The following is a 24,989-nucleotide window of genomic DNA, read 5'->3' as shown; positions in this document are numbered from 1 at the left end:
AGCCATCCCATTCGCCGTTGATACGCCCGCCTGCCCAGGCGGGCTTTTTTTGTTTTTGGGACACTCAATGAACATCCCTGCCCAGACAGCTCCCGCCGACGCCACAGGTATTCCAGCCTTACTGCCGCGCGGCGATGGGTGGCGGTTTGTCATCTTCGGCGACGCTTGTTCAGGCGTGCCGGGCGCGCTGCACGAGACCACCTTTTCCCAGGTCTGTGATGTCGTCCGTCGCCTCGAACCCACGCCCGAGTTTGTGATCTTTCCAGGGGATGAAATCGTCGGGCTGACCCCAGACGAGGCTGAGTTGCGCAGCCAATGGCGGCATTGGTTGGATGTGGAAATGGCGTGGCTCGACCGGACGACCACGCCGATCTGGCACGCCACCGGCAATCACACGACCTACAACCGAATGAGTGAGCGCGTTTTCCGGGAGGTGCTCGGCATGCCCCGCAATGGGCCGCCCGGCCAGGAGGGGCTCTCCTACTACGTGCGCCGCGGCGACCTGCTGCTGGTCTTCGTCCACACGCTGGCGACCGAACTCGGCGGGGAAGGCTATGTCGACGTGACCTGGCTGGAACGCGTCCTGGTCGAGCACCGCGACGCCAGGCGCAAGATCGTCATTGGCCATCACCCCATTTTCTCGGTGAACGGCTTCTCTGGCGCATACCAGCGCGACATCGGCCCGGAGCACGCCGGCCCAATGTGGGAGGTGCTCGTGCGCGAGGGCGTCCTCGCCTATGTCTGCAGCCACATCCTGGCCTTTGATGTGCAGGTTCATCGGGGGGTGCTGCAACTCTGCACCGCCGGGGCAGGGACGGCTCATCGCATGCCCGAGGGCGTCGAGTACCTTCACTGCGTCCAAGCCGCCTTGGACGATGCCGGTCTCCGTTACCAGGTGCTCGATGAAAGCGGGCGGCGGCGCGAGCAGTTGGCTTGGCCGCTGCCGCGTTTCGCGGCGCCGTCGCCCCTAGGCATCGGTGCTCAAGACGCACCCCTCCAAGCACGACTGCCCGAACGAGCGGTGCTTGATCTCTCGATAACCGGGACAACGGCATCGTCGGCTGCGCAGGCCCAGACCCTGTTCTGCGCCAATTCCCCTGGGAAACTTCCGATGATCTGGATCGGGCTCCGTGGGCCCGAGCAGCGGCTCACAGCGATCATCGCGCGCACCCCTGGGCGCAGCCCGCACTTCTGGCAGGGCCCACCCCTCGGCGACGCGGCGGCGTTTACGCTCGACCTGCGGATTTGTCCGGCTATGGGGGCTGGCGGCTTGCTATGGCGAACGGACCCTGCATCACCGTGGTCGTCGTTGATCGGGGCAAGCCCGACCGGCGTGGAGGGGATCGACTGGCCGTCGCTTTGGCATGTCGGCGCGGGCTTGGACGGTGAAACCTTCCTCGGCCCGAGCCTAAGCGCGAGTTGGGGATGGCATGAGTTCGCTATCTAATGGCCGCCCGTAGGCGCGTTAGCTAGCGGGTAGGCCGCCGACGCATCGACGCCGGCCGTCGTCGTTCGACGCACGGGGCCCGTGTTCGACGTCGCCGTGCCGGGACGTTCTAGCTCGCTTTTTGGTGAGCCCTTGCCGCGGCCTCCTCGAGCGCCTTGCCGACGCTTTCGGGCGAGGTGACCTCGGCGACGCCGATGTCGAAGTCGACCACGAACGGCGGTTGGCCGTCGCCGGCCTCGAAGGCGGTGCAGCCGATGACGGCGGCGATGCGCTCGCCGGCGGCGCGTGCGGCGGCCTTGCCCGTCGCCGGCAGGGCCAGGGCGAAGACTTCCTGCCCCAGGCGCGCGGCGGTGTCCTCGACGCGGACCAGCCGGCCGATCATCGAGCCGATCTGGGGGATCGCCCGGTCGAGCCAGCCACCGGCGCGGGCGGCTGAGACGTCGGTCCGCTCGGCGACCTTGAGCACGCAGACCGACAGCGGGCGGCCGCGGACGCGGGAGGCCTGGGCCAGGCGTCCGGCATGGCGCGCGAACAGGTCGCGGGTGAAGAGGCCGGTGGCCGCATCCATCAGGCCCGAAGTGCGGGCCAGCTCCAGCGCGCGGCGGATCGACGTCTGGCGGCGATAGCTGCGAGCCAGTTCCAGGACGCGCCGAGCCGTCTCGGTTTCCGGGGTCTCGGGCGAGGCCACGTCGGAGACGCCGCGATGGTAGGCCTCCGACATCGTCACGTAGCTCTCCTGGCGCATATAGAGCAGGGCGGGCGTGTGATAGAGGCGGGTGTTGCGGCGCATTCCGGCGGCGATGGACAGCGCTTCCTGGCTGGTGTCGCCGGCCCACAGCACGACAGCGTCGAACGGCCGCTCATGCAGATAGTCGAAGGCCGTATAGGCGGTGAAAGCGCCCACGACTTCGGCGCCTGAGCGGGTCAGGGCGTTGGCCAGGGCGAGGAACTGCGGCGCCGGCTCGCCGATCGCCAGGACGTGATAGGGCGTGGCGTCCGGCTCGGGCATGTCCAGTCGCCGGCCGCGCTCGGCGAAAGTCTCCAGCCGCAGTTCGAACTCTTCCTCGGCCACGGCGGTGCGGACCAAGGTCTCCAGACGCATCACCATCTGGGCGGGATGCACGGGCGCAGCCAGCGTCAGGTCGAAGTCGTAGGTCTCGAGTTCCGGGCCCGGATCGCCGATTGCGATCACCGGCAGACGGCGCGGGGCGCAGGCGGACTTCAGCCGCCGCGCCATGGTCAGCGCCTCGTGGCCGCCGCTGGCGAGGTCGACAATGGCCGCCTCGACATTGAGGTCCGCCAGCGCCGCCACGGACGCATACGGCCCTCTGGCCGTCACGGTGCGCCAGCCGAGCCGATCAAGGCCATCGGCCAGCGGCCCCGCCATCGCGTCGTCCTTTGCAACGATCAAGACTCGCGCCTGGACGCCCGCCGTCATTCGCTTAAACCCTGGCCTCGCGGTCGCGCGCCCGCCCAGGCTGGGGGGGAATCGACGTGCGCCACAACTATACAGCCGCAAGGCGAATGGCACAGCGACGCCGAGTCGCAAGCCTGTGGAGGAGAGACGGGATGGAGCAGACTCTGAAGGGTCAGGTGGCGGTGATCACCGGCGCATCGGGTGGATTGGGCGCGCATTTCGCGCGGGTGCTGGCCAAGGCCGGCGCGTCCGTGGCGCTGACAGCGCGCAGGTTGGACCTGGTGGAGAGCCATGCCGGCGCGATCGCGGGGGCGGGCGGCCAGGCGATGGCGCTGAAATTGGACGTCGCGGACGCCGCGGCCATCGGCCCGGCCTTCGATGAGGTGGAGGCGGCGCTGGGGCCGATCTCGATCCTGGTCAACAACGCCGGGGTCGGCGGCGAGGGCCTGGCCCTGGATCTGTCGATCGACGAATGGGACAGGACCTTCGACGTCAATGTCCGCGGCGTGTTCTTCGCGGCCCAGCAGGCGGCCAAGCGGATGATCGCCTCGGGCGCCGCCGAGCGAGGCGACGCACGGATCGTCAACATCGCCTCGATCGCCTCGCACACCGTGTTGCCGGGCCTGTCGGCCTACTGCGCCTCGAAGGCTTCGGTCGCCATGCTGACCCGCAGCCTGGCCCGCGAGTGGGCGCGCAAGGGCATCGCAGTCAACGCCATCTGCCCCGGTTACATCGAGACCGACATCAACGCCGACTGGTTCAAGACCGAGGGCGGCTTGAAGCAGATGAAGGGGTTTCCGCGCCGCCGACTGATGGAGGCCGAAGATCTCGACGCCTCGCTGCTGATGCTCAGCGGCCCGAGCGCGCGGGCGATCACCGGCACGGTGATCACCATCGACGACGGCCAGTCGCTGCCCGGCGGCGGCTGAAGCCGTTGGCTGACGGCGCGTCATAGTCGCTAGGCTCGGACCAACAAAACAGGGAGACGTCGCATGGGTAAGGGACCGCTTTCAGGGCTGAAGGTCGTCGAGTTCGCCGGAATTGGTCCTGGTCCGTTCTGCGGCATGCTGCTGTCCGATCTGGGCGCCGACGTGGTGCGGATCGACCGCAAGGGGCAGGGACGTTCGTCGGCGGCGGACATCACCAGCCGCGGCCGGCGCTCGATCGGGCTCGACCTCAAGAACCCTGCGGCGATCGAGACCTGCCTGAAGCTGATGGAAGGCGCCGATGCGGTGTTCGAAGGCTTCCGGCCGGGCGTCATGGAGCGCCTGGGTCTTGGGCCGGACGTCGCGCTGAAGCGCAATCCGAAGCTGGTCTATGGCCGGATGACCGGCTGGGGCCAGACCGGCCCCTACGCCAACGCCGCCGGCCACGACATGAACTACATCGCCATCACCGGGGCGCTGCACGCGATCGGCACCGGCGACAAGCCGATCCCGCCGCTGAACCTGGTCGGCGACTTCGGGGGCGGGGCGCTCTATCTGGCCTTCGGTCTGCTGGCCGGCGTGCTGAGCGCGCGCCAGACCGGCCAGGGCCAGGTGATCGACTGCGCGATGAGCGACGGTGCGGCCTCGCTGATGGCGATGTTCTACGGCTTCAAGGCCAGCGGCATGTGGAAGGAAGAGCGCCGGGCCAACCTGCTCGACGGTGGCGCGCACTTCTACGACACCTACCAGTGCGCCGACGGCAAGTGGATCTCGATCGGGTCCATCGAGCCGCAGTTCTACGCCCTGCTGCTGGAGAAGACTGGGATCAACGACCCGGCCTTCGCCGCCCAGATGGATCGCGGGAGCTGGAACGGTCTGCGCGACAAGCTGGCCCACGTGATCGCCCAGAAGACCCAGGCCGAGTGGTGCGAGATCATGGACGCCACCGACGTCTGCTTCGCCCCGGTGCTCGACCTCGACGAGGCGCCGAAGCATCCGCACAACGTCGCGCGGCAGACCTTCGTGGAATTGGGCGGGGTCGTGCAGCCGGCCCCGGCGCCGCGGTTCTCGGCGACGCCTGGCGAGATTCAGGGCCTGCCGCCAGGGATCGGCGCGCATGACCGCGAGGCGCTCGGCGACTGGGGTTTCTCGGCCGCCGCCATCGACGAGCTCAAGGCGGCTGGCGCGCTGGCCGGATAAGACAAAGGCCCCGAAGCGCTTCGCCTCGGGGCCTCCGTTTCGCCGCTGTGGGGAGGGCGGCTTTATTTCGCGGGCGCGCTGATGGTCTTCAGCTCGGTCGTGGCGACCTTCTGGGCGGCGTGCTCTTCGGCGCCCAGCGGGATCAGACCGCGTTGCTGCAGATAGCCGCCCTTGCCGGTGGCGGCGTCCGAGACGAACGCGTTGACGTACTCGCGCAGGCCCGGGATGACGCCGATGTTGGCCTTCTTCACGTAGATGTAGAGCGAGCGGGACACCGGATAGGTCCCGTTGGAGATGGTCTCGAAGGTCGGGGCGACGCCGTCGACGGTGGCGGCCTTCACTGAGTCGAGATTGTTCTCGAGGAACGAATAGCCGAACACGCCGATGGCGTTCGGGGTCTTGGTCAGGGTCTGGACGATGGCGTTGTCGTTCTCGCCGGCGTCCACCCACGCGCCGTCGGTGCGGATCGTGTGGGCCTTGGCCTTGAAGGCGTCCTCGTCCTTCTCGCGCAGGGCTTCGAGCGCCGGGATCTTGCGGGCGCCCTTTTCGAGGCCGAGTTCGACGAAGGCGTCGCGGGTGCCCGAGGTCGGCGGCGGGCCGTAGACCAGGATCGCTTGGGCCGGCAGGCTGGCGTCGACGTCCTTCCAGGACTTGGCGGCGTTTTTGGCGAAGCCGTCGCCTTGCGGCAGCTCGGCGGCCAGGCCGCGATAGACCTGGTCGATCTTGAAGTTGTAGGCCGGGCCGCCCTTGGCGTTGGCGATGACGATGCCGTCATAGCCGATCTTGATTTCGACGATGTCCGTGACGCCCTTGGCGACGCACTGCTCGAATTCCGACTTCTTGATCGGGCGCGAGGCGTTGGCGATGTCGGGGAAGCCCGCGCCGGTTCCGCTGCAGAACAGCTTGAAGCCGCCGCCGGTGCCCAGGCTCTCGACCTTGGCCGGGCGACCGCCCGTGGTCTTGGCGACGTTCTCGGCGACGCGGGTGGCGAACGGGAACACCGTCGACGAGCCGGCGGCCCAAACTTGATCGCGACCACTGGCGCTGGGGCCCGCGGCCTTTTCGGCTCCGCCCTTCGGGGCTTGCTGGCCGCAGGCGCTCAGAGCGACGGCGGCGACGGCGAGATAGGCGAAAGTCTTCATGATCTGGCTCCGCTCGGGTACGGCAGAGGCGCTAACATTGTTGTTTGACGGTTCTGTGAAGGTTGGATGACGAACGCGTGCGACCTGAACAGGTTCTACGAACCGCGTTCAGCGGGGGTTCAGCCGCCACGGCCCATGCTTAGCCACGGTCGGTCGTCGTCACTCCCGTCCCTCGATACGGCGACCGGCCTGATGGCATGACACGCCCATCGGCGGCGCGTCGGTTCCCCAGCAAGGATCGGCGCGCCGTTCGCGTGGCAAGATCACCGCTTGCACCGGGGGGCGAGCTTCAGCACCTTCCGCGCCATGTCGCTTAGACAACGAATCCAGCGTGTGCAGGAGATGGACTGGGATCCGTCTCACTGGCTGCGCTTGGCGGTCCTGATCACGGGTCGCGCGCTCCGCCGGCTCTGGGGCCGGGATGTCATGCTCTATACCGGGGGGGTCTCGTTCTTCATCATGCTGGCGGTGTTCCCGGCGCTGGCGATTGGCATCGGACTCTACAGCCTGTTGGCCGATCCGAACGAGGTGGCGCATCAGGCCGAGGCGCTGGCCAGGCTGATGCCGTCCGGCGCGCAGGCGATCTTCCAGGCCGAGCTTGAGCGGCTGGCGCAGACCCCGTTCCATTCGGTGTCGGCGCAGAGCGGGGTGGCGTTGGTGGTCGGCGGTTACGCCGCGCACCGCGGCTTCAAGGCGTTGCTGGCCGGGCTGTCGTTCATTCACGACGAGGAGGCGCCGCGCAGCTTCCTGCAGTTCAATCTGTTGGCCCTGGCGGTGCTGATCGCCGCCTTCGCGATGCTGGCCTTCTTCTCGGCGATATTCTTCTACTTTCGCTTCATCGCCGCCGCCTTCGGGCTCAAGCCGCTGGCCGGCGTGTCGTGGCTCTACAGCGAGTGGACCTGGGCCAGCTTCGGCCTGACTTTCGCGATGACGCTGATCTACCGGTTCGCGATGTCGAGCCGGCCGGTCGCCTGGCTGCCGTCGATCCTCGGCGGGGTCTCGGCGGCGATCCTCTGCCTGATGGTGTCCTGGGCCAGCGCCTTCTACGTTGAGCAGGTGGCGCACCTGGGCGCGACCTACGGCTCGGTCGCCGCGGTCGTGGTGTTCCTGATCTGGCTGTCGTGGAGCGTGAACGCGGTGTTCTTCGGAGGCGCCTTCGCCACCGAGATCGAAGTCGTGCTGCGCGAGCGCAGTCGGCGGCTGCTGCCGGACGACTAGTCCGGGCGCGCGACCAGGAAGCTCAGGACCCCGTCGCGCTCGCTGGTCTCGACGACGACGAAGCCGGCGCCGCTGGCGAAGTGCGGTACGTCGATCCGGGCCAGCGGGTCGTCGGCTAGCAGCCGCACCTTGGCGCCCGGACGGGCGTCTTCGAGCGCGCGGCGCAGGCGCAGGGTCGGCACCGGGCAACGGTGCCCGCGGGCGTCAACGGTGATCTCGTCGGTAAACATCTTGTGCGGCCATACAGCCAGAAGGGCATGAACCCAAGCGGCGCCGTCGCGTTGTCGCTCACTTACGCGAAACGACGGGGGGAGGGCGCATGAGCTTCACGACCAACGTACCGGCGCGGCTGGACCGACTGCCGTGGAGCCGCTTCCACTGGCTGGTGGTCGCGGCGCTGGGGATCACCTGGATTCTCGACGGGCTGGAGGTGACGCTGGTCGGCTCGCTGTCGCCGGCGATCTCCGAGGGGCTGGGGCTCACCACCACCCAGATCGGGCTGAGCGGCAGCGCCTACATCCTGGGGGCGGTGCTGGGCGCGCTGGTGTTCGGACGGCTGACCGACACCTTCGGACGGCGGCGGCTGTTCACCATCACGGTCGGAGTCTACCTGCTGGCGACCATCGCCACCGGCTTCGCCTGGGACTTCTGGTCGTTCATGCTGTTCCGCTTCCTGACCGGGGCCGGGATCGGCGGCGAGTATGGGGCCGTCAACTCGGCGATCCAGGAACTGATTCCGGCGCGCCGCCGCGGCTACACCGATCTGGCGATCAACGGCAGCTTCTGGCTCGGCGCGGCGCTGGGCGCGATGGGCTCGCTGATCGTGCTCGACCCCAACCTGGTCGACCAGGCTTGGGGCTGGCGGCTGGCCTTCATCATCGGCGGGCTGCTGGCGCTGATCGTCATCTGGGTCCGCCGTTACATCCCCGAGAGTCCGCGCTGGCTAATGACCCATGGCCATCCCGAAGAGGCGCTGGCGGTCGTCGAGACGATCGAGGCGCGGATCGAGCGCGACACCGGCAGGTCGCTGGGGCCGACGGATGATCTGCCGACCCTGCGACTGCGGCCGATGCGGACGTCCTGGTTTGACATCGCCCGCTCGTTGGTCGTGCGGCATCCCAAGCGAACGGTGCTGGGCGTGGTGCTGATGGCGACGCAGGCTTTTTGCTACAACGCGATCTTCTTCACCTACGCGCTGATCTTGACCAAGTTCTACGAGGTCCCGGCGTCGTCGATCGGATGGTTCATCCTGCCGTTCGCCGCAGGCAATTTCCTGGGGCCGCTGCTGCTCGGCCATTTCTTCGACAGCGTCGGCCGCAAGCCGATGATCGCCCTGACCTACGGGCTGGCGGGCGCGCTGTTATGCGTCACGGGATGGATGTTCTCGGCCGGGATGCTGACGGCCACGACGCAGACCGCGGCCTGGACGGTGATTTTCTTCTTCGCCTCGGCCGGGGCCAGCGCCGCCTACCTGACCGTCGGCGAGAGTTTCCCGCTGGAGACAAGGGCGGTGACGATCTCGCTGTTCTACGCGTTCGGCACGCTGCTGGGCGGGGTCGGGGGGCCGGCGCTATTCGGCGCGCTGATCGACAGCGGCGAGCGCAGTCAGATTTTCTGGGGCTACCTGCTGGGCGGCGGCCTGATGCTCAGCGCAGCCGTCGTCGAGCTGTTCCTGGGCGTGGCCGCCGAACGCAAGCCGCTGGAGGAGATCGCCCCGCCGCTGTCGGTGATTGACGACGCGCCCTAGGGCCACTCCGCCGCGGCTGCGCCCAGCGGCGTCGTCGGGCGAGCCCAGCGCGGCGGCGTCGCCGACATCTGCACGGGCGGGCGCAGGTGACGCACGGGTCCAAAGCCTGAGGGGGAATCGATCCGCCAACCGTCGATCTCGGTCGGATTGGCGGGCTGCACCTGGGCGAGGTCGTCGTCGGACTTCAGCCCCAGACCGCGCAGCCAAGTCGCCGTCTGCACCAGCGAGACCCGCACCAGGTAGCTGCCGCCGTATCGGGCGCGCCGATGGAGCGCGACCAGCGTGCCGAATGCTGCGAGGAAGCCCGTCGTGTAGTCGGCCACCGCACCCGGCTGCAACTTGGGTCCGGCCGTGCCGCCGTGGATATCGGCCATGCCGGTAACGGTCTGGGCCAGCTGTTCCCAGCCCGGTCGATTGGCCCATGGTCCTTCTTGCCCATAGGCGTTGATCGAGGTGTAGACGATGCCGGGCCGCAGCTGGGCGAGGTCGAGCGGTCCCAGGCCCAGCCGTTCCAGCGCGCCCAGGCGATAACCCTGGCTGAAGACGTCGGCCTGGGCGATCAGCGCCTTCAATCGCGCGAGCTGGGCGGGATCCTTCAGGTCGAGCCAGGCCGAGAGCTTGCCGTGGCCGACGTCGCTGATGAAGAACTCGGTGGCCGGGAGGTTGGGGGAGGCGACGTAGAGAACGTCGGCGCCGTGCTGGGCCAGGGTCTTGCCGCAGGTCGGTCCAGCGAGAACCCGGGTCAGGTCGAGCACGCGAACGCCCGAGAGCGGCGCCTCGCCGCGGTCGGGAAGGGGCATGGGCGGGCCATCGGCGATCTTCACGATCTCGACGATCGGACGTGCGGCAAGGATGCGTCCCTGCTCGGAGGCGTCCCATTCTTCGGCCGTACGGACCATGGCCCCGCAGACCGCGGCGTCGACGATCGCGTTTTCGAGGTCGAGCGCGTTCCACTTCATCGCCTCGGCCGCGACCGCGACGGTGTCGGCCGGCGAGCCCATCAGGCGGTGCAGCTTGGCGGCGCTCTCGGGGAAGCTCGGATGCAGAAAGACGTGCCGGTCGTCCTTGGTCGGGAAGAACCCCATGGCCGGGGTCCCACGTCCGCCGCCGCCGGCGTCGTCGGGCCGCTGAGGCGGCGCGCGCGACGGGTCTTCGAACACCTGCAGGGCGAAGCTGATCAGCGCCGCTCCGGCCTCACGTGGCGAGACCGTCACTTGCTGCGTCTGGCCCGAACGCAGCGTCCAGAGGTCGGCGGCGAGCGTACCGACCGCCGCCAGCGCCGCGGCGGCCCCGGCTTCGGCATGGAAGCGCGTGGGCATCGCGGACGGTTCGTCCTGGATACGAACGAAGTCCGGGACTGGCCGCCCGGCCAATCGCATCAGGTGTTCGAACGCTTCGTTGGCCGCGGACATCGGCAGTCCCCCTGGTGTGTTGTCAGCCGGCGAACACCAGCTCGGCCGTCGCCGCCGGCAGCACCCGGAACTCGCCGGCCTCCAGATCGTCGGGCAGCGCCAGCCCACCGATCCGATCGCGATGCAGCGCGTTCACGTGGTTGCCCACCGCCGCGAACATCCGGCGGACCTGATGGTAGCGGCCTTCTTCAATCAGCAACCGCGCCTTGCGCTCGCCCAGCGGCTCCAGCGTCGCCGGCAGCAGCGGTTTGTCCTCGCCCTCAAGCATCAGCGTCCCGGCGGCGAAGATTTCGCCCTCGTGGCCTTCCAGCGGGCGGTCGAGGTCGGCGATGTAGCTCTTCTGCACGTGGCGGCGAGGCGAGATCACCCGGTGCAGGAAATCGCCATTGTCGGTGATCAGCAGCAAGCCGGACGTCTCCTTGTCCAGCCGGCCCACCGTCGACAGCGCCGGATCGCGGACCCGCCAGCGCGGCGGCAGCAGATCATAGACGCGGTCGCCATACTCCTTGTGCGAGCAGACGACGCCCAGCGGCTTGTGCATCATCACCACCATCGGCGGCGGCGGATCGACGGGCTTGCCCATGATCCGCATGCGCTCGGGCAGATCTGCGCCGATGGGGATTCGCGCGCCGGCGTCCCTCAGCGCCACGCCGTCCAGCACGACTTCACCGGCGGCGACCAGGCCGTGCATCTCCTTGCGGCTGCCATAGCCCAGATTCGACAGTAGCCGGTCGAGCCGCATGGTCGGCGTCTTGGTCATTTGCGCGCCTCGTAGATCTTGTAGCCGCCGCCGTCGGCGACCGGCGTCACGGCCTTGAACGCTTCGGCCAGAACCGCTTCGTAGGGCAGGTGGCGATTGGCGGTCAGCCACAGGCGTCCGCCGGTTTTCAGGCTGTCGGCGGCGGCGCGAATGAACGCCTGGCCCAGCCGCCGGTCTTCCTGGCCGCCGTCGTGGAACGGAGGGTTCATCACCACGAAGTCGAGTCCGGCGAGGTCCTTGGCGGCGTTGCGCACGTCCGCCCAGACGAAGCGCGCGCGCGGATCGACGACGTTGTGCTCGGCGCACTCCACCGCACGGCGGTCGAGGTCGATCAGGGTCAGGGCGCTGACGGCGGGCGAGGACAGGACCGCCCGCGCCAGCCATCCGATACCGCAGCCGAAGTCGGCGCCAGCCCCGCTGAGCGTCGGCAGATGCTGGAGCAGCAGGTCGCTGCCCGGATCCAGCCGGTCCCAGCTAAAGACGCCGGGTTGCGACCAAAGCCCGCTCGGCAGGATGCGCGGCGCGCCTTCGGCGATGGCCCCGGCCAGGTCGAGCGCGGCGGCCGGACGTTCGACCTCGCAAATGCGGTGATGACGGCGCGAGGTCTCCATGACCTCGCAGCCGAGGCCGACCAGTGTCTTTTTCAGGCGCAAACCGCCGCGATCCTTCGGGGCGGCGGCGGCGAGCTCGCCGCCGGGACGCAGAACGCGCAGGGCATGGGCCAGCAGGTGGCGGGCCTCGATCGCGCCGCCCGGAACAAGCAGCGCGATCTCGTCCTGGCTGGCGTCGGCCAGGCGCGAGATATCCGTCGAGCCGGGGATCAACGGCGACAGCTGCGCAGCTCCCTTAGGCGTCTCGATGACGTCGGGCGGCGGGTTTCCATAGACGGCTGAAGGCAAAGTAGGGGTCCGGAGCGGCGGCGATTCTGGGGCGGCATCTGTAGCCCGTCGCAATCGGACACCGAAGTTGAGTTGGCGGCGACATTCGACAGGTCCACGTCTCTTCGCATGGCGAGCATTCATTCGACAGCCGTTGTCGCGCCCGGCGCGCAGATCGATCCCAGTTGCGAGATCGGCCCCTATGCCGTGATTGGACCTGGCGTGCGTATGGGGCCGGGCAATGTCGTCGGCCCGCATGCGGTGCTCGACGGGCGCACCGAGATCGGCGCCGACAACCGCTTCATGGCCTCTTGTTCGATCGGCGCCAGTCCGCAGATCACAGGACGGGCCGCCGATTCCGGGCGTCTGCAGATCGGCGACGGCAACGTGTTCCGCGAGTTCGTGACCGTCCACGCCGGCGGCGAGGCGACAACGATCATCGGCGCGCGGGGGCTCTTTATGGCGACCTCGCACATCGCCCATGACTGTGTGATCGGCGACGACGTCGTCATGGCCAATGGGGCCACGCTCGGCGGTCACGTCGAGATCGGCGAGCGCGCCCAACTGAGCGGCCTCTGCGCCGTCCATCAACACGTCCGGATAGGGCAGCTGGCCTTCGTCGCCGGCGGGGCGATCGTGACCCAGGACGTGGCGCCGTACTGTCTGGTCCAGGGTGACCGCGCGCGCCTGGTGTCGCTGAACGCGGTGGGCCTGCGCCGGGCTGGATTCGTCGCCAGCGAGATGACCGCGCTCAAGCGTGCCTTCCGGTTGATCTTCCAGGGCGACGGTGCGCTGTCGGAGCGTTTGGCGGCGGCCGAGGTCGGTGTCGACGCGCAAAGCGTTCGGCGGCTGGTCGACTTCATGCGCGCCAGTGTCCGCGGGGTGATCGCTACGCCACGGCGGAGTCTTCCGGCTGCGGCTTAAAGCGCCGCGCTACGCCTCCGCTTGCTGTTTGTTCCGCAATGGGCCAATTCGGTGGGCCGTGCCCCGGGGGTGAGTCCGGATTGCACCACATTCCTGTGGGAACTGGTCCGCCTTGGTTGTGGAATCGCCGGCGGCCACGGCAGGGACGTACGAGGAGTATTGCGAGCATGTCAGTGTCAGCCCCGAACGGAACGCGCCCGGCGGCCGCCCAATTGAAGCCCCGGATCGTGGTGTTCGGAGTCGGCGGCGCCGGCGTGAACGCGGTCAACAACATGATCGAGCAGGGGCTGGAGGGCGTCGACTTCGTCGTCGCCAATACCGACGCCCAGCAGCTGTCGCTGTCCCTGGCCAGCCAACGGATCCAGCTCGGCGTGCGGGTCACGCAGGGCCTGGGCGCGGGGGCCAATCCCAATGCGGGGCTCAGCGCCGCCGAGGAATCCGCCGAGGACATCATCCGCTATCTCGACGGTGCGGACATGGTGTTCATCACCGCCGGCATGGGCGGCGGCACCGGCACCGGCGCGGCGCCGTTCGTGGCCCGCTGCGCCCGTGAGCGCGGGATTCTGACGGTCGGCGTCGTCTCCAAGCCATTCCGTTTCGAGGGCCGTCACCGCATGCGCTTGGCCGAGGCCGGCCTGCAGGAGCTGCAGCAGTACGTCGACACCTCGATCATCGTGCCGAACCAGAACCTGTTCCGGGTGGCCACTGAGCAGACCACCTTCGCCGAGGCGTTCGGTATGGCCGACCAGGTGCTGCACTCGGGCGTGCGCTCGATCACCGACCTGATGGTGCTGCCGGGCCTGATCAACCTCGACTTCGCCGACGTGCTCAGCGTGATGGGCGGCATGGGCAACGCCATGATGGGCACGGGCGAGGCGACCGGCGCCGACCGGGCGGCCGTCGCCGCTCAGAACGCCATCCAGAACCCGCTGCTGGACGAAACCTCGCTGGCCGGGGCCAAGGCGGTGCTGATCAACGTCACCGGCGGCACGGACATGACGCTGCTGGAAGTCGACGAGGCGGCGAACGTGATCTCCGACCAGGTCGACCCGGACGGCAACATCATATTCGGCGCGGCCTTTGACCCGTCGCTGGAGGGCCGGCTGCGGGTGTCGGTCGTGGCTACGGGGATGAACTCGTTGAACGGCCGTGACGCGGTCCTGGCGCAGGCTCCTGCCGCGCCCGAGGCGCCGAGCTCGCAGGACGCCGGCGCGCAAACGTCGACGCCGCGCCGCTTCTGGTGACGTGGCGGGGCGCCGCGTTCAGAACGTGAAGGTGAGGCCGATCAGCGGCCCGCTGAACGAGGCGTCATAGTCGATGCGGTCGCCTTCCCACTTTGTGGAGTAGAAGCGGTAACCGGCCTCGGCCGTGAGCAGGTCGTTGAACCGGTAGCTGAGATAGGCCTGGACCTCGTAGAGGCTCTCGGACGAGACGCCGAAGCCGCCGGCGGTGGCCAGGCCGATCACCCCGAAATGCTCGCCGATCAAGGTCTTGCCGCGGACGCCGATCACCGGGTCCCAAAGATCTTCCTTGGCGCTGAAGTTGATCCCGCGGTTGGGGGTGCTCACCGCGACGTCGGCGTCGATGCCGAGGTAGTGGGCTCCTCCGAGGAGGTCGACCGAGGCGCGGTCGGTCTCGTAGGCGCGCCAGTAGCCGACGATCATGCCCTTGGTGCCCGAGATGGTCACCTTGCCGTCGGCGTCGGGCAGAGGGCCGGCGGCGATGTCCTTGTCGGCCTCGACTTCGTAGTAGGTGAGGTCGCCGAGCACGCCGAACTTTCCGTAGCGCGCGTCGGCCGAGCCGGTGAACGCGCCGGAGAGGCCGATGTCGTCAAAGTTCACCTGAACGTCCGGGTTGACCGTCGGCCGGGAGCCGCCGCTGCCGCCGCCGGCGGCCAAGGCGACGTCGCCCTGCGGAAAGGCGATCCAGACGTAAGGCGTCACCGAGAAGGTCCAGTCGTCCTCGGCGTGAGCCGCCGCGGGAAGGCCGGCTGTAGCCGCCAGCAAAGCGAGTAGCCCGATCCTGCGCATGTCGTGTCTCCTGGCGAAGCTTCCGGGAGATTGGGCCATGCGGCCGCGCATTGCTGTCAGGGTAAGACCCTAGATGAAGAGCCCGGAAAACCTACTCGGCGGGCCTGCGTAGGTAGGTTTCTACATCCAGTTCGCCTTCCCATTTGGCGACGGTGACCGCCGTCGACAGGTCGCTGGTGGCGCTGGTGATGGTGCGGGTCATGTCCAGCAGCCGGTCGAAAGGCAGGATGAAGCCGACGACCAGCGCGGTCTGCTCGGCGCCGAGGCCGATCACCTGCAGGACCGCAGCCAGCATGAACAGCGAGGCCGACGGCACCGGTGCGGTCCCGAGCGCCACGACCGTCGTGGCCAGGACCAGCATGACGTATTGCGAGAGGTGCAGATCGATCCCGAAGGCCTGGGCCGACAGCACGGCCAGCAGGGCGACATAGAGCGCGGTGCCGTCCATGCTGAGCGTCACGCCCAGCGGCATGGCCGTCGAGGTCACCGCGTGGCTGACGCCGAGGTTCTTTTCGGCGACACGCATGGCGACGGGCAGGGTGGCGGCGCTGGACGAGGTCGAGAAGGCGATGGCCACCACGTCGGTGATGTCGCGGAATAACGGCAGCACCGGCAGGCGCGCGACCAGCCGCACCAGGCCGCCATGAATGATCAGGGTCTGGAACGCGCAGCCCAGCACCAGTGCGGCCGCCAGCTTCAGGACGTGGATGAAGGCGCTGGGGCCGGTCGTGCCCATCACCCAGGCGACGAGGGCGAAGACGCCGAAGGGCGCGACCTCCATCACGAAGCGCACGATCTGCAGCATGATGTCGGCGCCCATCTGGAACAGGCGGCCGACCGGCTCGGCGCGCGGCGCGATGGTCAGGATGGCGAGGCCGACCAGGATCCCAAAGAAGATCACCGACTGCACGTCGCCCTGCGCTAGGGCCGCGATCGGGTTGGTCGGGATGATGCTGATCAGGTGCTCGCCGAGGCTCGGCGGCGCCTTGGCGATCTGGGCCGGAGCGGCGCCGGCGAAATCCATGCCGACGCCGGGCTGGAAGATCGCGCCCATGGTCATGCCGACGCTGACGGCGATGACGGTCAGGGTCAGGTAGAGCGCCAGGGTCTTGGAGCCGATGGCGCCCAGCCGCTTGGGATCGCCCATGCTGGCGATGCCCGAGACGATCGAGAAGAACACCAACGGGGCGACGACCATGCGGATCAGGCGGATGAAGACGTCGCCCATCCACTTCAGCTGCACCGCCGCCTCGCCCAGCGTCAGGCCGGCAATGGTCCCCAGCGCCAGGGCGACCAGGATCCGCTTCCAGAGGACGACGCCGAACCAGTAGCGGCGCAGCAGGGCGCCGGCGCCGCGCGGCTGGGCCGCGTCAACCGAGGCGCCGGAGTCTTGCTCGGTGGCCATGAAGTGTTTCCAAAGCTGCGGGTCGGTCGCCGACGATAGTGCGGCGCTCGCGCCGAGCGCTAGTGCGCCGCGCACCCGCAGGATCAGTCGCAGGAGCCTGCCGACGGCGTGAGCACTTGCCCCAGCGGTGGGCCGCGACATAGCCGCCGGTTATGTGTCGCGCTCGGCGAGCGTCTGCTGGAGAACGCCGATGAAGTCGCGGGCGGGGCGCGAGGGCGGCCGGTCCTCCAGGTAGATGCAATGCACGCCGAAGGTCACCTGCGGGGTTAGCGGCCGGAAATCGAGCTCGGGGCTGAGGCTGGCTCGGGCCGTGAACTCGTCGACCACCGCGACCCCGGCGCCATGCCGCACCAGGGCGGCCGCCACATAGTAGGTTTGCACGACGATGCGCTCGCTGCGGCCGGGGTCGTCCTGCACCACCTCGCTGGCGAACAGGGCCCCGACCGGGCCGCTGCCAGCCAGGCTGATGAGGTCGCGGCCGCGCGCCGCATCTAGGCTCATCCGCTCGGGCGCGTCGGGGATTTCGTCCTTGCGATAGAGCATGACGAGTTCGCCCGAACCGATGCGGACGTCGGCCAATCGGGGGTGGCGTGGGGCCTCATAGGCCACGGCGAGATCGCTGTTGCGCTCGTACAGCGCCTTCAGGATGTCGTCGTTGTGCAGGGTGTGGATATCGAACGAAACGTTGGGCCGCTGTTGGCGAAACCGCGCGACGGCGGCCGGCGCGACGCCGAGTCCGAGGGACGGCAGGACGGCCAGCCGGATGTGGCCGTCGCCGCCGGCCCGCAGGTTGCGCGTGGTCTGCCGCAGGGACTCGATCCGCCCATAGATGTCGTCGACTTCCCGGAACAGGGTGTGCGCCTCGTCGGTCGGCACAAGACGTCCCTTCACCAGGCGGAACAGGCGAAATCCGATCCGGCTCTCGGCGTGCTTGAGAACCTTGCTGACCGAGGGCTGGGAGACGTTGAGGGCGCGCGCGGCGGCGCTGACCGAGCCCGACTGATAGACCGCGTGGAACACCTCGATGTGGCGCAGGTTCATCGACGAACCTGGAACTGAGACCATGGCCATTTCCCCTCAACGCCATCCGCCGCCGAGGATACGGCGGACGCGCCTGTCTCATGAGCTTCGGTTATGGGCTGAGCAAGCCACAAGATCGACCGGGCGGCCTCAAAATGGCCCTGCTGTCGCCACGTGCTCGCCGCTATACCCGGCGGCGGCGCAGGCTTGGCCGGAACGCCTTTCGGTTGAATGCATTCTCTCCCAGGGAGAATAGCTGGCGAGGGGTTGGCGTGGAGACGGCGGGGGCGATCATCCCGGGACGGCTGCTGGCTGCAGCCGGATGTCTACTTGCCATGGCCCCAAACGCGCGCGCCGCCGAGGATACCGCGGCCCTCCGGGCCGAGATCGCCAAGCTGAAAGCCACCATCACCGTCCTTGAAACGCGTCTCGACGCGGTCGAAAGGTCCAGCGGTCAGGCGAGGGTGGAGGGGCCGCAATCGCCCGCGCCGCTTCTGAAGCCCGCTCGGCCTGCGGCTGCGGCGAGCGCTTCGCGGACGCTGCCGCGCCAGACCTTCGGCGATGAGCTGACCGGCGTCGCGCGGCCAGACACGCGGCCACCGCCCAACGATCCGGAGCTGAAGGGCTTTCTTCAGATCCCCGGGACCGAAACGACGGTGAAGCTTGGCGGCTTCGGCAAGGTCAATGCGATCTACGACTTCTCGCCTGCGGGAAACCCCGACAAGCTGGTCACCTCCGCGATCCCGATCGGGGCCGGGGGCGGCGACAATGCAAATATCGACGCCAACGCCACACGCTTCAGCTTCGATCTCCGGCGCCCGAGCTCGCTCGGCCCGCTGCGCTTCTATCTTGAGAACGACTTCTATGGCGGCGCAGGGACGACGGCCTTTCGGCTGCGTCAGGCGCACGGGCAGGTCGGCAACCTTTACGGCGGCTACGGATACAGCGCCTTCACCGACTCCGACTCATTCCCCGAAACCCTGGACGACGAAGGGCCCGGCGGCGAGATGCTGCTGCGGCTGGCGGGGCTGCGGTACATCTGGACGTTCGCGGACGGCGCTACCGCGACTTTCGCCATCGACGACCCGTCTTCCGATATCACTCTGGCGGCCGGTCAACGGGCGTACCAGCCGATGCCCGACCTGACGTTGGCCCTCCGGCTCGAGCAGGACTGGGGCCATCTGCAGGGCGGGGCCGTGGTGCGCAGCATCGGTTATGCAGCCGGCGCGGATGATCACAGCGAGACCGGCTACGGCGTCAGCCTCACCGGGTTGGTCAAGGTCAACGGCGACTTCGTCATGGGCTCGTTCGCCTATGGCGAAGGGATCGGCCGCTATTTCAACGATCTCGGCGGCAAGGGGTACGACGCGGTGATCGCACCGAACGGCGATGTTGAACTGCTGACCGCCTATGGCGGCTACCTCGGCTACACCCGGCACTGGTCGCCGAAGTGGCGCAGCAACCTGGTGGGCGGCGGCGTGGTGATCGATCGCGACGCCAACCTGGCCGCCAGCGCCTATCGGTCAGGGACCTATGGGGCGCTGAACGTGATCTGGCAGGGCAGCCCGCAATTCACCGTCGGCGTCGAGGCGCTTTACGGCCGTCTGGAGCTGCAGAACGGCCTCGACGCCGACGTCACGCGTCTTCAAACCAGCATCAAGTACGACTTCGTCAAATGATCGAGACGCTGACTCACCACCCGGAGATGGCGCTCTTCCTGTCGTTGGCGGTCGGCTATGCGATCGGCGCGGTCAAGCTGGGGCCGGTGCAGTTGGGCGGGGTGTGCGGGACGCTGATCGTCGCGCTGATCCTGGGACAGACGGGGGTTCGGCTCGATCCCGACCTGAAGAACATCGCCTTTGCGCTTTTCATCTTTGCGCTGGGGTTCACGGGCGGCCCGCAGTTCTTCGCCAACATCCGTCAAGGATGGCGCTTCGGCATACTCTCGCTTGTCGAGGTCGTCGTGGTCATGACTGTGGTGCTAGGCGCGACCGCGCTCCTCAAGCTCAATCCCGGCGCGGCGGCCGGGCTGCTGGCGGGCTCGGCGACGGAGTCGGCGGTTATCGGCACCGCGGCGGAGGCCGTCACCCATCTGCCGATCTCGGCGGAGGAGGCGGTGGCGCTGCAGGGGCAGATCGCGACGGCCTATAGCGTGACCTACCTGGTCGGCCTGATTACCATCGTGCTCTTCACCAGCCAGTTCGCGCCGCTGCTCATGCGGATCGACCTGAAGAAGGAGGCGGCCGCCCTGGCCCAGCGGATGGGGGAGGGCCAGGCCGCCGCAGCGGCGCAGGCCATGCCCGAACTGGTCGGCCGCGCCTACCTCGCCGGACCGGCGGCGGGGACCACGGTGGGCGAGTTCGAGGCCGCGCTCGGCCACAACGCCACGATCGAACGTATCGCCAGCGGCGGGGCCATTCGCGACGCCCGCGGCGAGGATCGCCTGCAGGCCGGCGACATCGTGATGCTGGTCGGGCGGCGGGCCGGCGTGCTCGAGGCCGCCGCCAAACTCGGCCCTGAGCAGCGGGTGCCGGACGCGCTCAACATGCCGCTCGTCAGCCGCGATGTCGTCGTGGCGAGCGCCCAGGTCACCGGCCGGCCGATCCGCCAGCTGCGCGAACTGGCGCCGCTGGACATCCAACGCGGCGTCTACATCTCGCGGGCGCGCCGCATGGGTCACGACATCCCCATCCTGCCCGACACCCAGATCCAGAACGGCGACGTCGTGACGCTCTACGGGGCCGAACGCACCGTGGTGCGCGCTTCGCGCGAACTCGGCCGCCTGGTCGAGGTCGGCGACCGCACCAACTTCGTGATGATCGGGGTCGGAATCCTGGTCGGCATCCTGATCGGTCTGCTCGGCGTGACCATCGCAGGGATCCGGATCTCGCTGGGCACGGGCGGCGGATGTTTGTTGTCGGGGCTGGTGTTCGGCTGGCTGGCGACCAAGCGCACCGGCGCGTGGAACTTCCCGAGCTCGGCGGCGCAGATTCTCAAGGACTTCGGCCTGGCGACCTTCATCGCCGCGGTCGGCCTGTCGGCGGGCCCGGACGCGATCCGGCTGATCAAGGAATACGGCCTGACCCTGCCGATCGCCGGCATGCTGGCGGCGCTGCTGCCGGCGCTCGGCTCGCTGTTCATCGGCCGCAGGCTGCTGAAGATCGAGGCGCCGTTCCTGCTCGGGGCCATCGCCGGCCAGCAGTGCAGCACGCCGGCCATCAGCGCCGTCACGGCGGCGGCGGGAAATTCCACGCCCGTCGTCGGTTACACCGTCACCTACGCGATCTCCAATGTCCTGTTGCCGCTGCTCGGCCCGATCGTGGTCGGGGTCGCGGCCAATATGAATTGAAGGAGGACGGCGCATGGAATGGCTCCACGCCCTGTTCCAGAAGTCGCCGGAGGCGGCGCTCTTCCTGACCCTGGCGATCGGCTATGCGGTCGGCAAAATCAACTTCGGGCGTTTCCAGCTCGGCGGCGTCGGCGGTTCGCTGCTGGCCGCCGTGGTGATCAGCCAGGTCGGGGTCGAGATCGACAACGGCGTGAAGTCGGTGATGTTCGCGCTGTTCATCTATGCGGTCGGCTACAACAGCGGCCCGCAGTTCTTCAACTCGCTGAACAAGTCGAGTCTGCGGGAGATCGCCCTGGCGGTGATCCTCGCCGTGACCGCCCTGATCACGGTGATCGTGCTGGCCAAGATGTTCCACCTGGACAAGGGCCTGGCGGCGGGACTTGCGGGCGGGGCCCTGACCCAGTCGGCGATCATCGGCACGGCGGGCGACGCCATCGCCCGGCTGCCGCTGCCGGCCGAGCAGATCAAGCAACTCCAGGCCAACGTCGCCATCGGCTATGCGGTCACCTACGTGTTCGGCTCGCTCGGCGCGATCATCGTCTGCGTGAACATCCTGCCGCGGTTCATGGGCATGGATATCAAGACCGCGGCGGCCAACATCGAGGCCAAGCTGCGCGGCGGCGCGCAGATGGCCGCCGGCGCGACCCCGGCTCTGCCGTCGCTGGTCGGCCGGGCCTATCGGGTCGAGCAGGGGGCCGGCCAGACCGTCCAGCAGATCGAGGCGACCGCCAAGGACGACTTCACCGTCGAAATGGTCCGTCGCGGAACCCAGACCCTCGAACTGCGGCCGGACCTGGCGCTGGATCGGGGCGACGTGATCATCGTCGTCGGACGCCGGACCGAGGTCGTTTCCGCCTCCAGCGTGATCGGTCCCGAGGTGCTCGATCACAACGGCCCGCCGCTGGCCATGCAGTCGCGCGAGGCGGTGTTCACCCGCAAGGGCATGAACAACATGACCATCGACCAGGTCCGCTACGCGGTCGACCGGGACATGCGCCACGGCATCTATGTCGAGAAGATCACGCGCATGGGCCGACCGATCCCCGTGCTGGCGGACACCATCGTCCAGCATGGCGACGTCATCACCTTCTACGGCTCGGCCACCGATACGGAGCGGGCCGCCAAGGAGGCCGGCTACATCCTCGAACCCAACGACAAGACGGACTTCGTCTATCTCGGCATCGGCGTGTTGGTCGGCCTGCTGATCGGGCTGCTCAGCGTCCAGATCGGCGACGTGCCGCTGACCCTTGGGGCTGGGGGCGGGGCGCTGCTCTCGGGCCTGGTCTTTGGGTGGCTGCGGGCCAAGCGGCCGGTGTTCGGGGCGATGCCGCATCCGGCCGGTCAGCTGCTGCAGGACTTCGGCCTGGCCGCCTTCGTCGCCGTGGTCGGGCTGAATTCCGGCAAGCAGGCGCTGGTCACCATTCAGCAGAATGGCGCGACGATCTTCCTGCTCGGGATCGTCGTGACCATGCTGCCGCTGCTGATCACCATGGTCATCGGCCGCTACCTGCTGCGCTACGACAACACCGCGGTGTTCGCCGGCGCGCTGGCCGGGTCGCGCAGCGCCAATCCGGCGTTCGGCGAGGTGCTGGCCAAGGCCGAGAGCACCGTGCCGACCGTGCCCTTCGCCATCACCTACGCCCTGGCCAATGTGCTGCTGACCCTGCTCGGTCCGCTTGTGGTCGGCCTCGTCTAGTTTCGCTCGGAGAAGCCCCATGGATCCCAAGATCGAAGAACTGTCGCAGCTGAGCCCCTTCGAGCTGAAGGACGCGCTGATCGAGCTGGCCTCGAGCGTCGAGAACCGGCTGATGCTGAACGCCGGGCGGGGCAATCCCAACTTCCTGGCCACCGTGCCGCGGCACGGCTTCCTGCAGCTAAGCCACTTCGCCCTGCGCGAGTCCGAGCGCTCGTTCGCCTACATGCCAGAGGGCGTCGGCGGCTTTCCACGCCGCCAGGGGATCGAGGACCGGTTCGAGATCTTCGTGCGCGAGAACTCGCACCATAAGGGCGTCAAGTTCCTGGCCGGCGCGGTGTCCTATGTCCGCGACCAGCTCGGTCTCGACGCGGGGGCGTTCCTCTACGAGATGTGCGAGGCGGCGCTGGGCTGCAACTATCCGGTGCCGGATCGGATGCTGACGCTGACCGAGATCGTGGTCGGGGCCTATCTGCGCCAGGAGATGATCGGCAAGCACCCGTTCGTCGGCGAGTTCGACGTCTTTGCGACCGAGGGCGGCACCGCCGCCATGACCTACATCTTCAACACCCTGCGCGAGAACCACCTGCTGGCGCCGGGCGACTCGATCGCCATCGGCATGCCGATCTTCACGCCCTACATCGAGATCCCCGAGCTCAACGACTACCGGCTCAAGGAAATCAACATCGAGGCCGACCCGAAGCTGGGCTGGCAGTACCCCGACTCCGAGATCGACAAGCTCAAGGATCCGGCGGTGAAGGCCTTCTTCCTGGTCAATCCCAGCAACCCGCCCTCGGCGCGGATCAACCAGAAGACGCTCGAGCGGATCGCCGGGATCGTGAAGGAGCGGCCCGACCTGATCATCCTCACCGATGACGTCTACGGCACCTTCGCCGACGACTTCGTGTCGCTGTTCGCGATCGCGCCGCAGAACACGATCCTGGTCTACTCGTTCTCGAAGTTCTTCGGCGCCACCGGCTGGCGCCTGGGCGCGATCGCCACCCATCGCGACAACGTTCTGGACCGGCTGATCAGCCAGCTTTCGGAGGCGCAGCTGAAGGGGCTGGACGAGCGCTACAGCTCGATCACCACGACCCCGCGGGAGCTGAAGTTCATCGACCGGCTGGTCGCCGACAGCCGCACCGTGGCGCTGAACCACACCGCGGGGCTCTCGACCCCGCAACAGGCGCAGATGGCCCTGTTCTCGCTGTTCTGCCTGATGGACATCCACGGCGACTACAAGGCGGCGATGAAGCGGCTGATCCGCGCGCGGGAGGCGGCGCTCTACCGCGAGCTCGGCGTCGCGCCCGAGCACAATCCGGACGACGTCGGCTACTACACGCTGCTCGACCTCGAGTACCTGGGCGGCAAGGCGTTCGGCCAGGACTTCGTCGACTGGCTGATGAAGACCGTCAAGCCGACCAACCTGCTGTTTGAGCTGGCCAAGGAATCGGGCGTGGTGCTGCTGCCGGGCGGCGGGTTCGGCACCCAGTCGCCGTCGGGTCGCGTGTCGCTGGCCAACCTCAACGAGGCTGACTACGTCAAGATCGGCCGTGCGGCGCGCAAGCTGATCGAAGGCTACTACGAGCGCTTCAAGTCGAAGAAATAGGCGCGGGCTTCGGGCGACGGCGGCCGGCGATCAGGGTCGCCGCCCCGGAGGCGAGCAGGGCGGCCGCGCCGATCAGCCAGGGGCAGTGCGGCTGACCGGCAGCGCCGCAGAGCACGCCCAGTTCGGCCACGCCCCGGGCGGCGAGCCAGGCCATCTCGGCGCTCACGGCCGCGCCGACGAGCATGGCCGCTCCAGCGGCGGTGATCAGGTCCGACTTCAGCTGTGTCATGGCGTCCTCACTGGATAGCGTGCAGCCATAAGAACTAGCCGCTCGAGCGGCGCCTTGACCGAAATCAATGCCCCTAGGGCAAGGGCCGGCCATCTCCCAGGTGCTGTCACCATGACTCGCTTGGGGGACCATGACTACCTTGCCGGCTCCAGAGAGCAGAGCGCCGCGCGACGCGGTCCTTCTGTTCATCACAACGGGGATCTGCGCGTTCGCAGCGCTCCTCGCCACCGCCTTCACCGAAGACCCGCTGTTCCGGCTCCAGGGCTGGATATTCCTCGGGGCGTTTCTGCTCGCGCTGTCGATCATGACAGTCTCCATCAACTCCGGCCGCCTGCAATCACCGCAGGACCGCTACGCCGACGGCGTGGTCAGGGCAGGGGTCATCGCCACCATGTTCTGGGCGATCGTCGGGATGACGGCCGGGGTGTTCATCGCCGCCCAGTTGTCGTGGCCGAATCTGCTGTATTTCCCCGAGCATGGCTGGCTGAACTTCGGCCGCCTGCGTCCGGTGCACACCTCCGGGGTGATCTTCGCCTTTGGCGGCAACGCCCTGATCGCCACCTCCTTCTACGTGGTCCAGCGG

At 68.2% G+C, this 24,989-nt stretch carries 22 protein-coding genes; 12 read left to right on the top strand and 10 right to left on the bottom strand.

The genetic code is table 11. From position 1 onward, the window contains the following. Nucleotides 1-67: 67 nt before the first annotated feature. Nucleotides 68-1,447: a metallophosphoesterase gene (locus tag C0481_RS07785; RefSeq protein ID WP_293402360.1), complete on the top strand. Its 1,380-nt coding sequence runs from the start codon at nucleotides 68-70 to the stop codon at nucleotides 1,445-1,447. A 109-nt stretch (nucleotides 1,448-1,556) separates the two neighbouring features. Here C0481_RS07785 and C0481_RS07780 read toward each other — a convergent pair whose 3' ends face one another. Further along, on the bottom strand, nucleotides 1,557-2,885 hold the full coding sequence (locus C0481_RS07780) for a diguanylate cyclase (RefSeq protein ID WP_293402359.1): 1,329 nt from the start codon (nucleotides 2,883-2,885) through the stop codon (nucleotides 1,557-1,559). 131 nt (nucleotides 2,886-3,016) lie between these two features. Between C0481_RS07780 and C0481_RS07775 the strand changes: the two genes are divergently transcribed. Both C0481_RS07775 and C0481_RS07770 read left to right on the top strand, forming a co-directional pair. Continuing rightward, on the top strand, nucleotides 3,017-3,793 hold the full coding sequence (locus C0481_RS07775; RefSeq protein ID WP_293402357.1) for an SDR family NAD(P)-dependent oxidoreductase: 777 nt from the start codon (nucleotides 3,017-3,019) through the stop codon (nucleotides 3,791-3,793). 63 nt (nucleotides 3,794-3,856) lie between these two features. After that, nucleotides 3,857-4,990 (top strand): CaiB/BaiF CoA-transferase family protein, encoded by a 1,134-nt coding sequence (locus tag C0481_RS07770; protein WP_293402355.1) that lies wholly within the window; start codon nucleotides 3,857-3,859, stop codon nucleotides 4,988-4,990. Between the two features lie 62 nt (nucleotides 4,991-5,052). Here C0481_RS07770 and C0481_RS07765 read toward each other — a convergent pair whose 3' ends face one another. Next, nucleotides 5,053-6,135 (bottom strand): substrate-binding domain-containing protein, encoded by a 1,083-nt coding sequence (locus tag C0481_RS07765; RefSeq protein WP_293402687.1) that lies wholly within the window; start codon nucleotides 6,133-6,135, stop codon nucleotides 5,053-5,055. Between the two features lie 423 nt (nucleotides 6,136-6,558). Between C0481_RS07765 and C0481_RS07760 the strand changes: the two genes are divergently transcribed. Further along, on the top strand, nucleotides 6,559-7,350 hold the full coding sequence (locus C0481_RS07760; RefSeq protein WP_293402353.1) for a YihY/virulence factor BrkB family protein: 792 nt from the start codon (nucleotides 6,559-6,561) through the stop codon (nucleotides 7,348-7,350). Here the strand turns inward: C0481_RS07760 and C0481_RS07755 are convergent. Further along, nucleotides 7,347-7,580, bottom strand: a complete 234-nt coding sequence (locus tag C0481_RS07755) for a sulfurtransferase TusA family protein (RefSeq protein WP_293402351.1) — start codon at nucleotides 7,578-7,580, stop codon at nucleotides 7,347-7,349. The two genes, C0481_RS07760 and C0481_RS07755, sit on opposite strands and share 4 nt — an antisense overlap. 89 nt (nucleotides 7,581-7,669) lie before the next feature. Here C0481_RS07755 and C0481_RS07750 point away from each other — a divergent pair, with 89 nt between their 5' ends. After that, the gene (locus C0481_RS07750) at nucleotides 7,670-9,097 is read left to right on the top strand and encodes an MFS transporter (RefSeq protein ID WP_293402349.1); all 1,428 of its coding nucleotides are present in this window, start codon (nucleotides 7,670-7,672) and stop codon (nucleotides 9,095-9,097) included. Here C0481_RS07750 and C0481_RS07745 read toward each other — a convergent pair. From C0481_RS07745 to C0481_RS07735, 3 genes are read right to left on the bottom strand one after another with little or no spacing between them, the layout of a single operon-like run. Further along, nucleotides 9,094-10,509, bottom strand: coding sequence for a CoA transferase (locus tag C0481_RS07745; RefSeq protein WP_293402347.1), 1,416 nt, complete (start codon nucleotides 10,507-10,509; stop codon nucleotides 9,094-9,096). The genes C0481_RS07750 and C0481_RS07745 overlap by 4 nt on opposite strands. Before the next feature lie 22 nt (nucleotides 10,510-10,531). Further along, nucleotides 10,532-11,269 (bottom strand): 16S rRNA pseudouridine(516) synthase, encoded by a 738-nt coding sequence (locus C0481_RS07740; protein WP_293402345.1) that lies wholly within the window; start codon nucleotides 11,267-11,269, stop codon nucleotides 10,532-10,534. Continuing rightward, complete coding sequence (locus tag C0481_RS07735) at nucleotides 11,266-12,168, bottom strand: class I SAM-dependent methyltransferase (protein WP_293402343.1); 903 nt, start codon at nucleotides 12,166-12,168, stop codon at nucleotides 11,266-11,268. Before C0481_RS07735 ends, C0481_RS07740 begins: the two co-directional genes overlap by 4 nt. A 108-nt stretch (nucleotides 12,169-12,276) precedes the next feature. Between C0481_RS07735 and lpxA the strand changes: the two genes are divergently transcribed. Further along, a complete protein-coding gene (gene lpxA, locus C0481_RS07730; protein WP_293402341.1) occupies nucleotides 12,277-13,071 on the top strand; it encodes an acyl-ACP--UDP-N-acetylglucosamine O-acyltransferase in 795 nt (264 codons plus the stop codon). Between the two features lie 167 nt (nucleotides 13,072-13,238). After that, on the top strand, nucleotides 13,239-14,315 hold the full coding sequence (ftsZ, locus tag C0481_RS07725) for a cell division protein FtsZ (RefSeq protein ID WP_293402339.1): 1,077 nt from the start codon (nucleotides 13,239-13,241) through the stop codon (nucleotides 14,313-14,315). An 18-nt stretch (nucleotides 14,316-14,333) separates the two neighbouring features. On the opposite strand, the gene C0481_RS07720 is transcribed toward ftsZ, so the two are convergent. The 3 genes from C0481_RS07720 to C0481_RS07710 form a co-directional block, all read right to left on the bottom strand. Further along, nucleotides 14,334-15,101 carry a hypothetical protein gene (locus C0481_RS07720; RefSeq protein ID WP_293402337.1) on the bottom strand — a complete coding sequence of 256 codons (768 nt, stop codon included), beginning with the start codon at nucleotides 15,099-15,101 and terminating at the stop codon, nucleotides 14,334-14,336. Nucleotides 15,102-15,192: 91 nt separating this feature from the next. After that, on the bottom strand, nucleotides 15,193-16,506 hold the full coding sequence (locus C0481_RS07715) for a dicarboxylate/amino acid:cation symporter (protein ID WP_293402335.1): 1,314 nt from the start codon (nucleotides 16,504-16,506) through the stop codon (nucleotides 15,193-15,195). A gap of 150 nt (nucleotides 16,507-16,656) precedes the next feature. Next, nucleotides 16,657-17,571 carry a LysR family transcriptional regulator gene (locus C0481_RS07710; RefSeq protein WP_293402333.1) on the bottom strand — a complete coding sequence of 305 codons (915 nt, stop codon included), beginning with the start codon at nucleotides 17,569-17,571 and terminating at the stop codon, nucleotides 16,657-16,659. Between the two features lie 56 nt (nucleotides 17,572-17,627). Between C0481_RS07710 and C0481_RS07705 the strand changes: the two genes are divergently transcribed. The 4 genes from C0481_RS07705 to C0481_RS07690 are packed head-to-tail and all read left to right on the top strand — an operon-like array spanning nucleotide 17,628 to nucleotide 24,177. Next, the gene (locus tag C0481_RS07705; protein ID WP_293402331.1) at nucleotides 17,628-19,205 is read left to right on the top strand and encodes a DcaP family trimeric outer membrane transporter; all 1,578 of its coding nucleotides are present in this window, start codon (nucleotides 17,628-17,630) and stop codon (nucleotides 19,203-19,205) included. Next, entirely contained in the window at nucleotides 19,202-20,875 is a 1,674-nt protein-coding gene (gene aspT / locus C0481_RS07700; RefSeq protein ID WP_293402329.1) for an aspartate-alanine antiporter, read from the top strand. The genes C0481_RS07705 and aspT (C0481_RS07700) overlap by 4 nt, the downstream gene beginning before the upstream one ends. Nucleotides 20,876-20,888: 13 nt before the next feature. After that, nucleotides 20,889-22,571, top strand: coding sequence for an aspartate-alanine antiporter (aspT, locus tag C0481_RS07695; RefSeq protein ID WP_293402327.1), 1,683 nt, complete (start codon nucleotides 20,889-20,891; stop codon nucleotides 22,569-22,571). 19 nt (nucleotides 22,572-22,590) lie between these two features. Continuing rightward, nucleotides 22,591-24,177, top strand: a complete 1,587-nt coding sequence (locus tag C0481_RS07690; RefSeq protein WP_293402325.1) for a bifunctional aspartate transaminase/aspartate 4-decarboxylase — start codon at nucleotides 22,591-22,593, stop codon at nucleotides 24,175-24,177. Here C0481_RS07690 and C0481_RS07685 read toward each other — a convergent pair. Then, nucleotides 24,161-24,406, bottom strand: coding sequence for a hypothetical protein (locus C0481_RS07685; protein WP_293402323.1), 246 nt, complete (start codon nucleotides 24,404-24,406; stop codon nucleotides 24,161-24,163). The two genes, C0481_RS07690 and C0481_RS07685, sit on opposite strands and share 17 nt — an antisense overlap. A 130-nt stretch (nucleotides 24,407-24,536) precedes the next feature. Here C0481_RS07685 and C0481_RS21880 point away from each other — a divergent pair. Beyond that, nucleotides 24,537-24,989: cbb3-type cytochrome c oxidase subunit I (locus C0481_RS21880; protein WP_363223294.1), on the top strand; the 453-nt coding region annotated here is incomplete at its 3' end.

This window comes from Phenylobacterium sp. (assembly GCF_013822795.1).
In the GTDB taxonomy this organism is placed as follows: Bacteria; Pseudomonadota; Alphaproteobacteria; order Caulobacterales; family Caulobacteraceae; genus Phenylobacterium.
This window is presented reverse-complemented; position numbering and strand designations above follow the sequence as displayed.

Coding starts and splice junctions, on each gene's coding strand:
- aspT (WP_293402327.1), top strand. CDS start 20,889: ATGGAATGGCTCCACGCCCTGTTCCAGAAGTCGCCGGAGGCGGCGCTC.
- C0481_RS07785 (WP_293402360.1), top strand. CDS start 68: ATGAACATCCCTGCCCAGACAGCTCCCGCCGACGCCACAGGTATTCCA.
- C0481_RS07720 (WP_293402337.1), bottom strand. CDS start 15,101: ATGCGCAGGATCGGGCTACTCGCTTTGCTGGCGGCTACAGCCGGCCTT.
- C0481_RS07710 (WP_293402333.1), bottom strand. CDS start 17,571: ATGGTCTCAGTTCCAGGTTCGTCGATGAACCTGCGCCACATCGAGGTG.
- aspT (WP_293402329.1), top strand. CDS start 19,202: ATGATCGAGACGCTGACTCACCACCCGGAGATGGCGCTCTTCCTGTCG.
- ftsZ (WP_293402339.1), top strand. CDS start 13,239: ATGTCAGTGTCAGCCCCGAACGGAACGCGCCCGGCGGCCGCCCAATTG.
- C0481_RS07775 (WP_293402357.1), top strand. CDS start 3,017: ATGGAGCAGACTCTGAAGGGTCAGGTGGCGGTGATCACCGGCGCATCG.
- C0481_RS07690 (WP_293402325.1), top strand. CDS start 22,591: ATGGATCCCAAGATCGAAGAACTGTCGCAGCTGAGCCCCTTCGAGCTG.
- C0481_RS07705 (WP_293402331.1), top strand. CDS start 17,628: ATGAGCTTCGGTTATGGGCTGAGCAAGCCACAAGATCGACCGGGCGGC.
- C0481_RS07740 (WP_293402345.1), bottom strand. CDS start 11,269: ATGACCAAGACGCCGACCATGCGGCTCGACCGGCTACTGTCGAATCTG.
- C0481_RS07715 (WP_293402335.1), bottom strand. CDS start 16,506: ATGGCCACCGAGCAAGACTCCGGCGCCTCGGTTGACGCGGCCCAGCCG.
- lpxA (WP_293402341.1), top strand. CDS start 12,277: ATGGCGAGCATTCATTCGACAGCCGTTGTCGCGCCCGGCGCGCAGATC.
- C0481_RS07760 (WP_293402353.1), top strand. CDS start 6,559: ATGCTCTATACCGGGGGGGTCTCGTTCTTCATCATGCTGGCGGTGTTC.
- C0481_RS07750 (WP_293402349.1), top strand. CDS start 7,670: ATGAGCTTCACGACCAACGTACCGGCGCGGCTGGACCGACTGCCGTGG.
- C0481_RS07685 (WP_293402323.1), bottom strand. CDS start 24,406: ATGACACAGCTGAAGTCGGACCTGATCACCGCCGCTGGAGCGGCCATG.
- C0481_RS07770 (WP_293402355.1), top strand. CDS start 3,857: ATGGGTAAGGGACCGCTTTCAGGGCTGAAGGTCGTCGAGTTCGCCGGA.
- C0481_RS07755 (WP_293402351.1), bottom strand. CDS start 7,580: ATGTTTACCGACGAGATCACCGTTGACGCCCGCGGGCACCGTTGCCCG.
- C0481_RS07745 (WP_293402347.1), bottom strand. CDS start 10,509: ATGTCCGCGGCCAACGAAGCGTTCGAACACCTGATGCGATTGGCCGGG.
- C0481_RS07780 (WP_293402359.1), bottom strand. CDS start 2,885: ATGACGGCGGGCGTCCAGGCGCGAGTCTTGATCGTTGCAAAGGACGAC.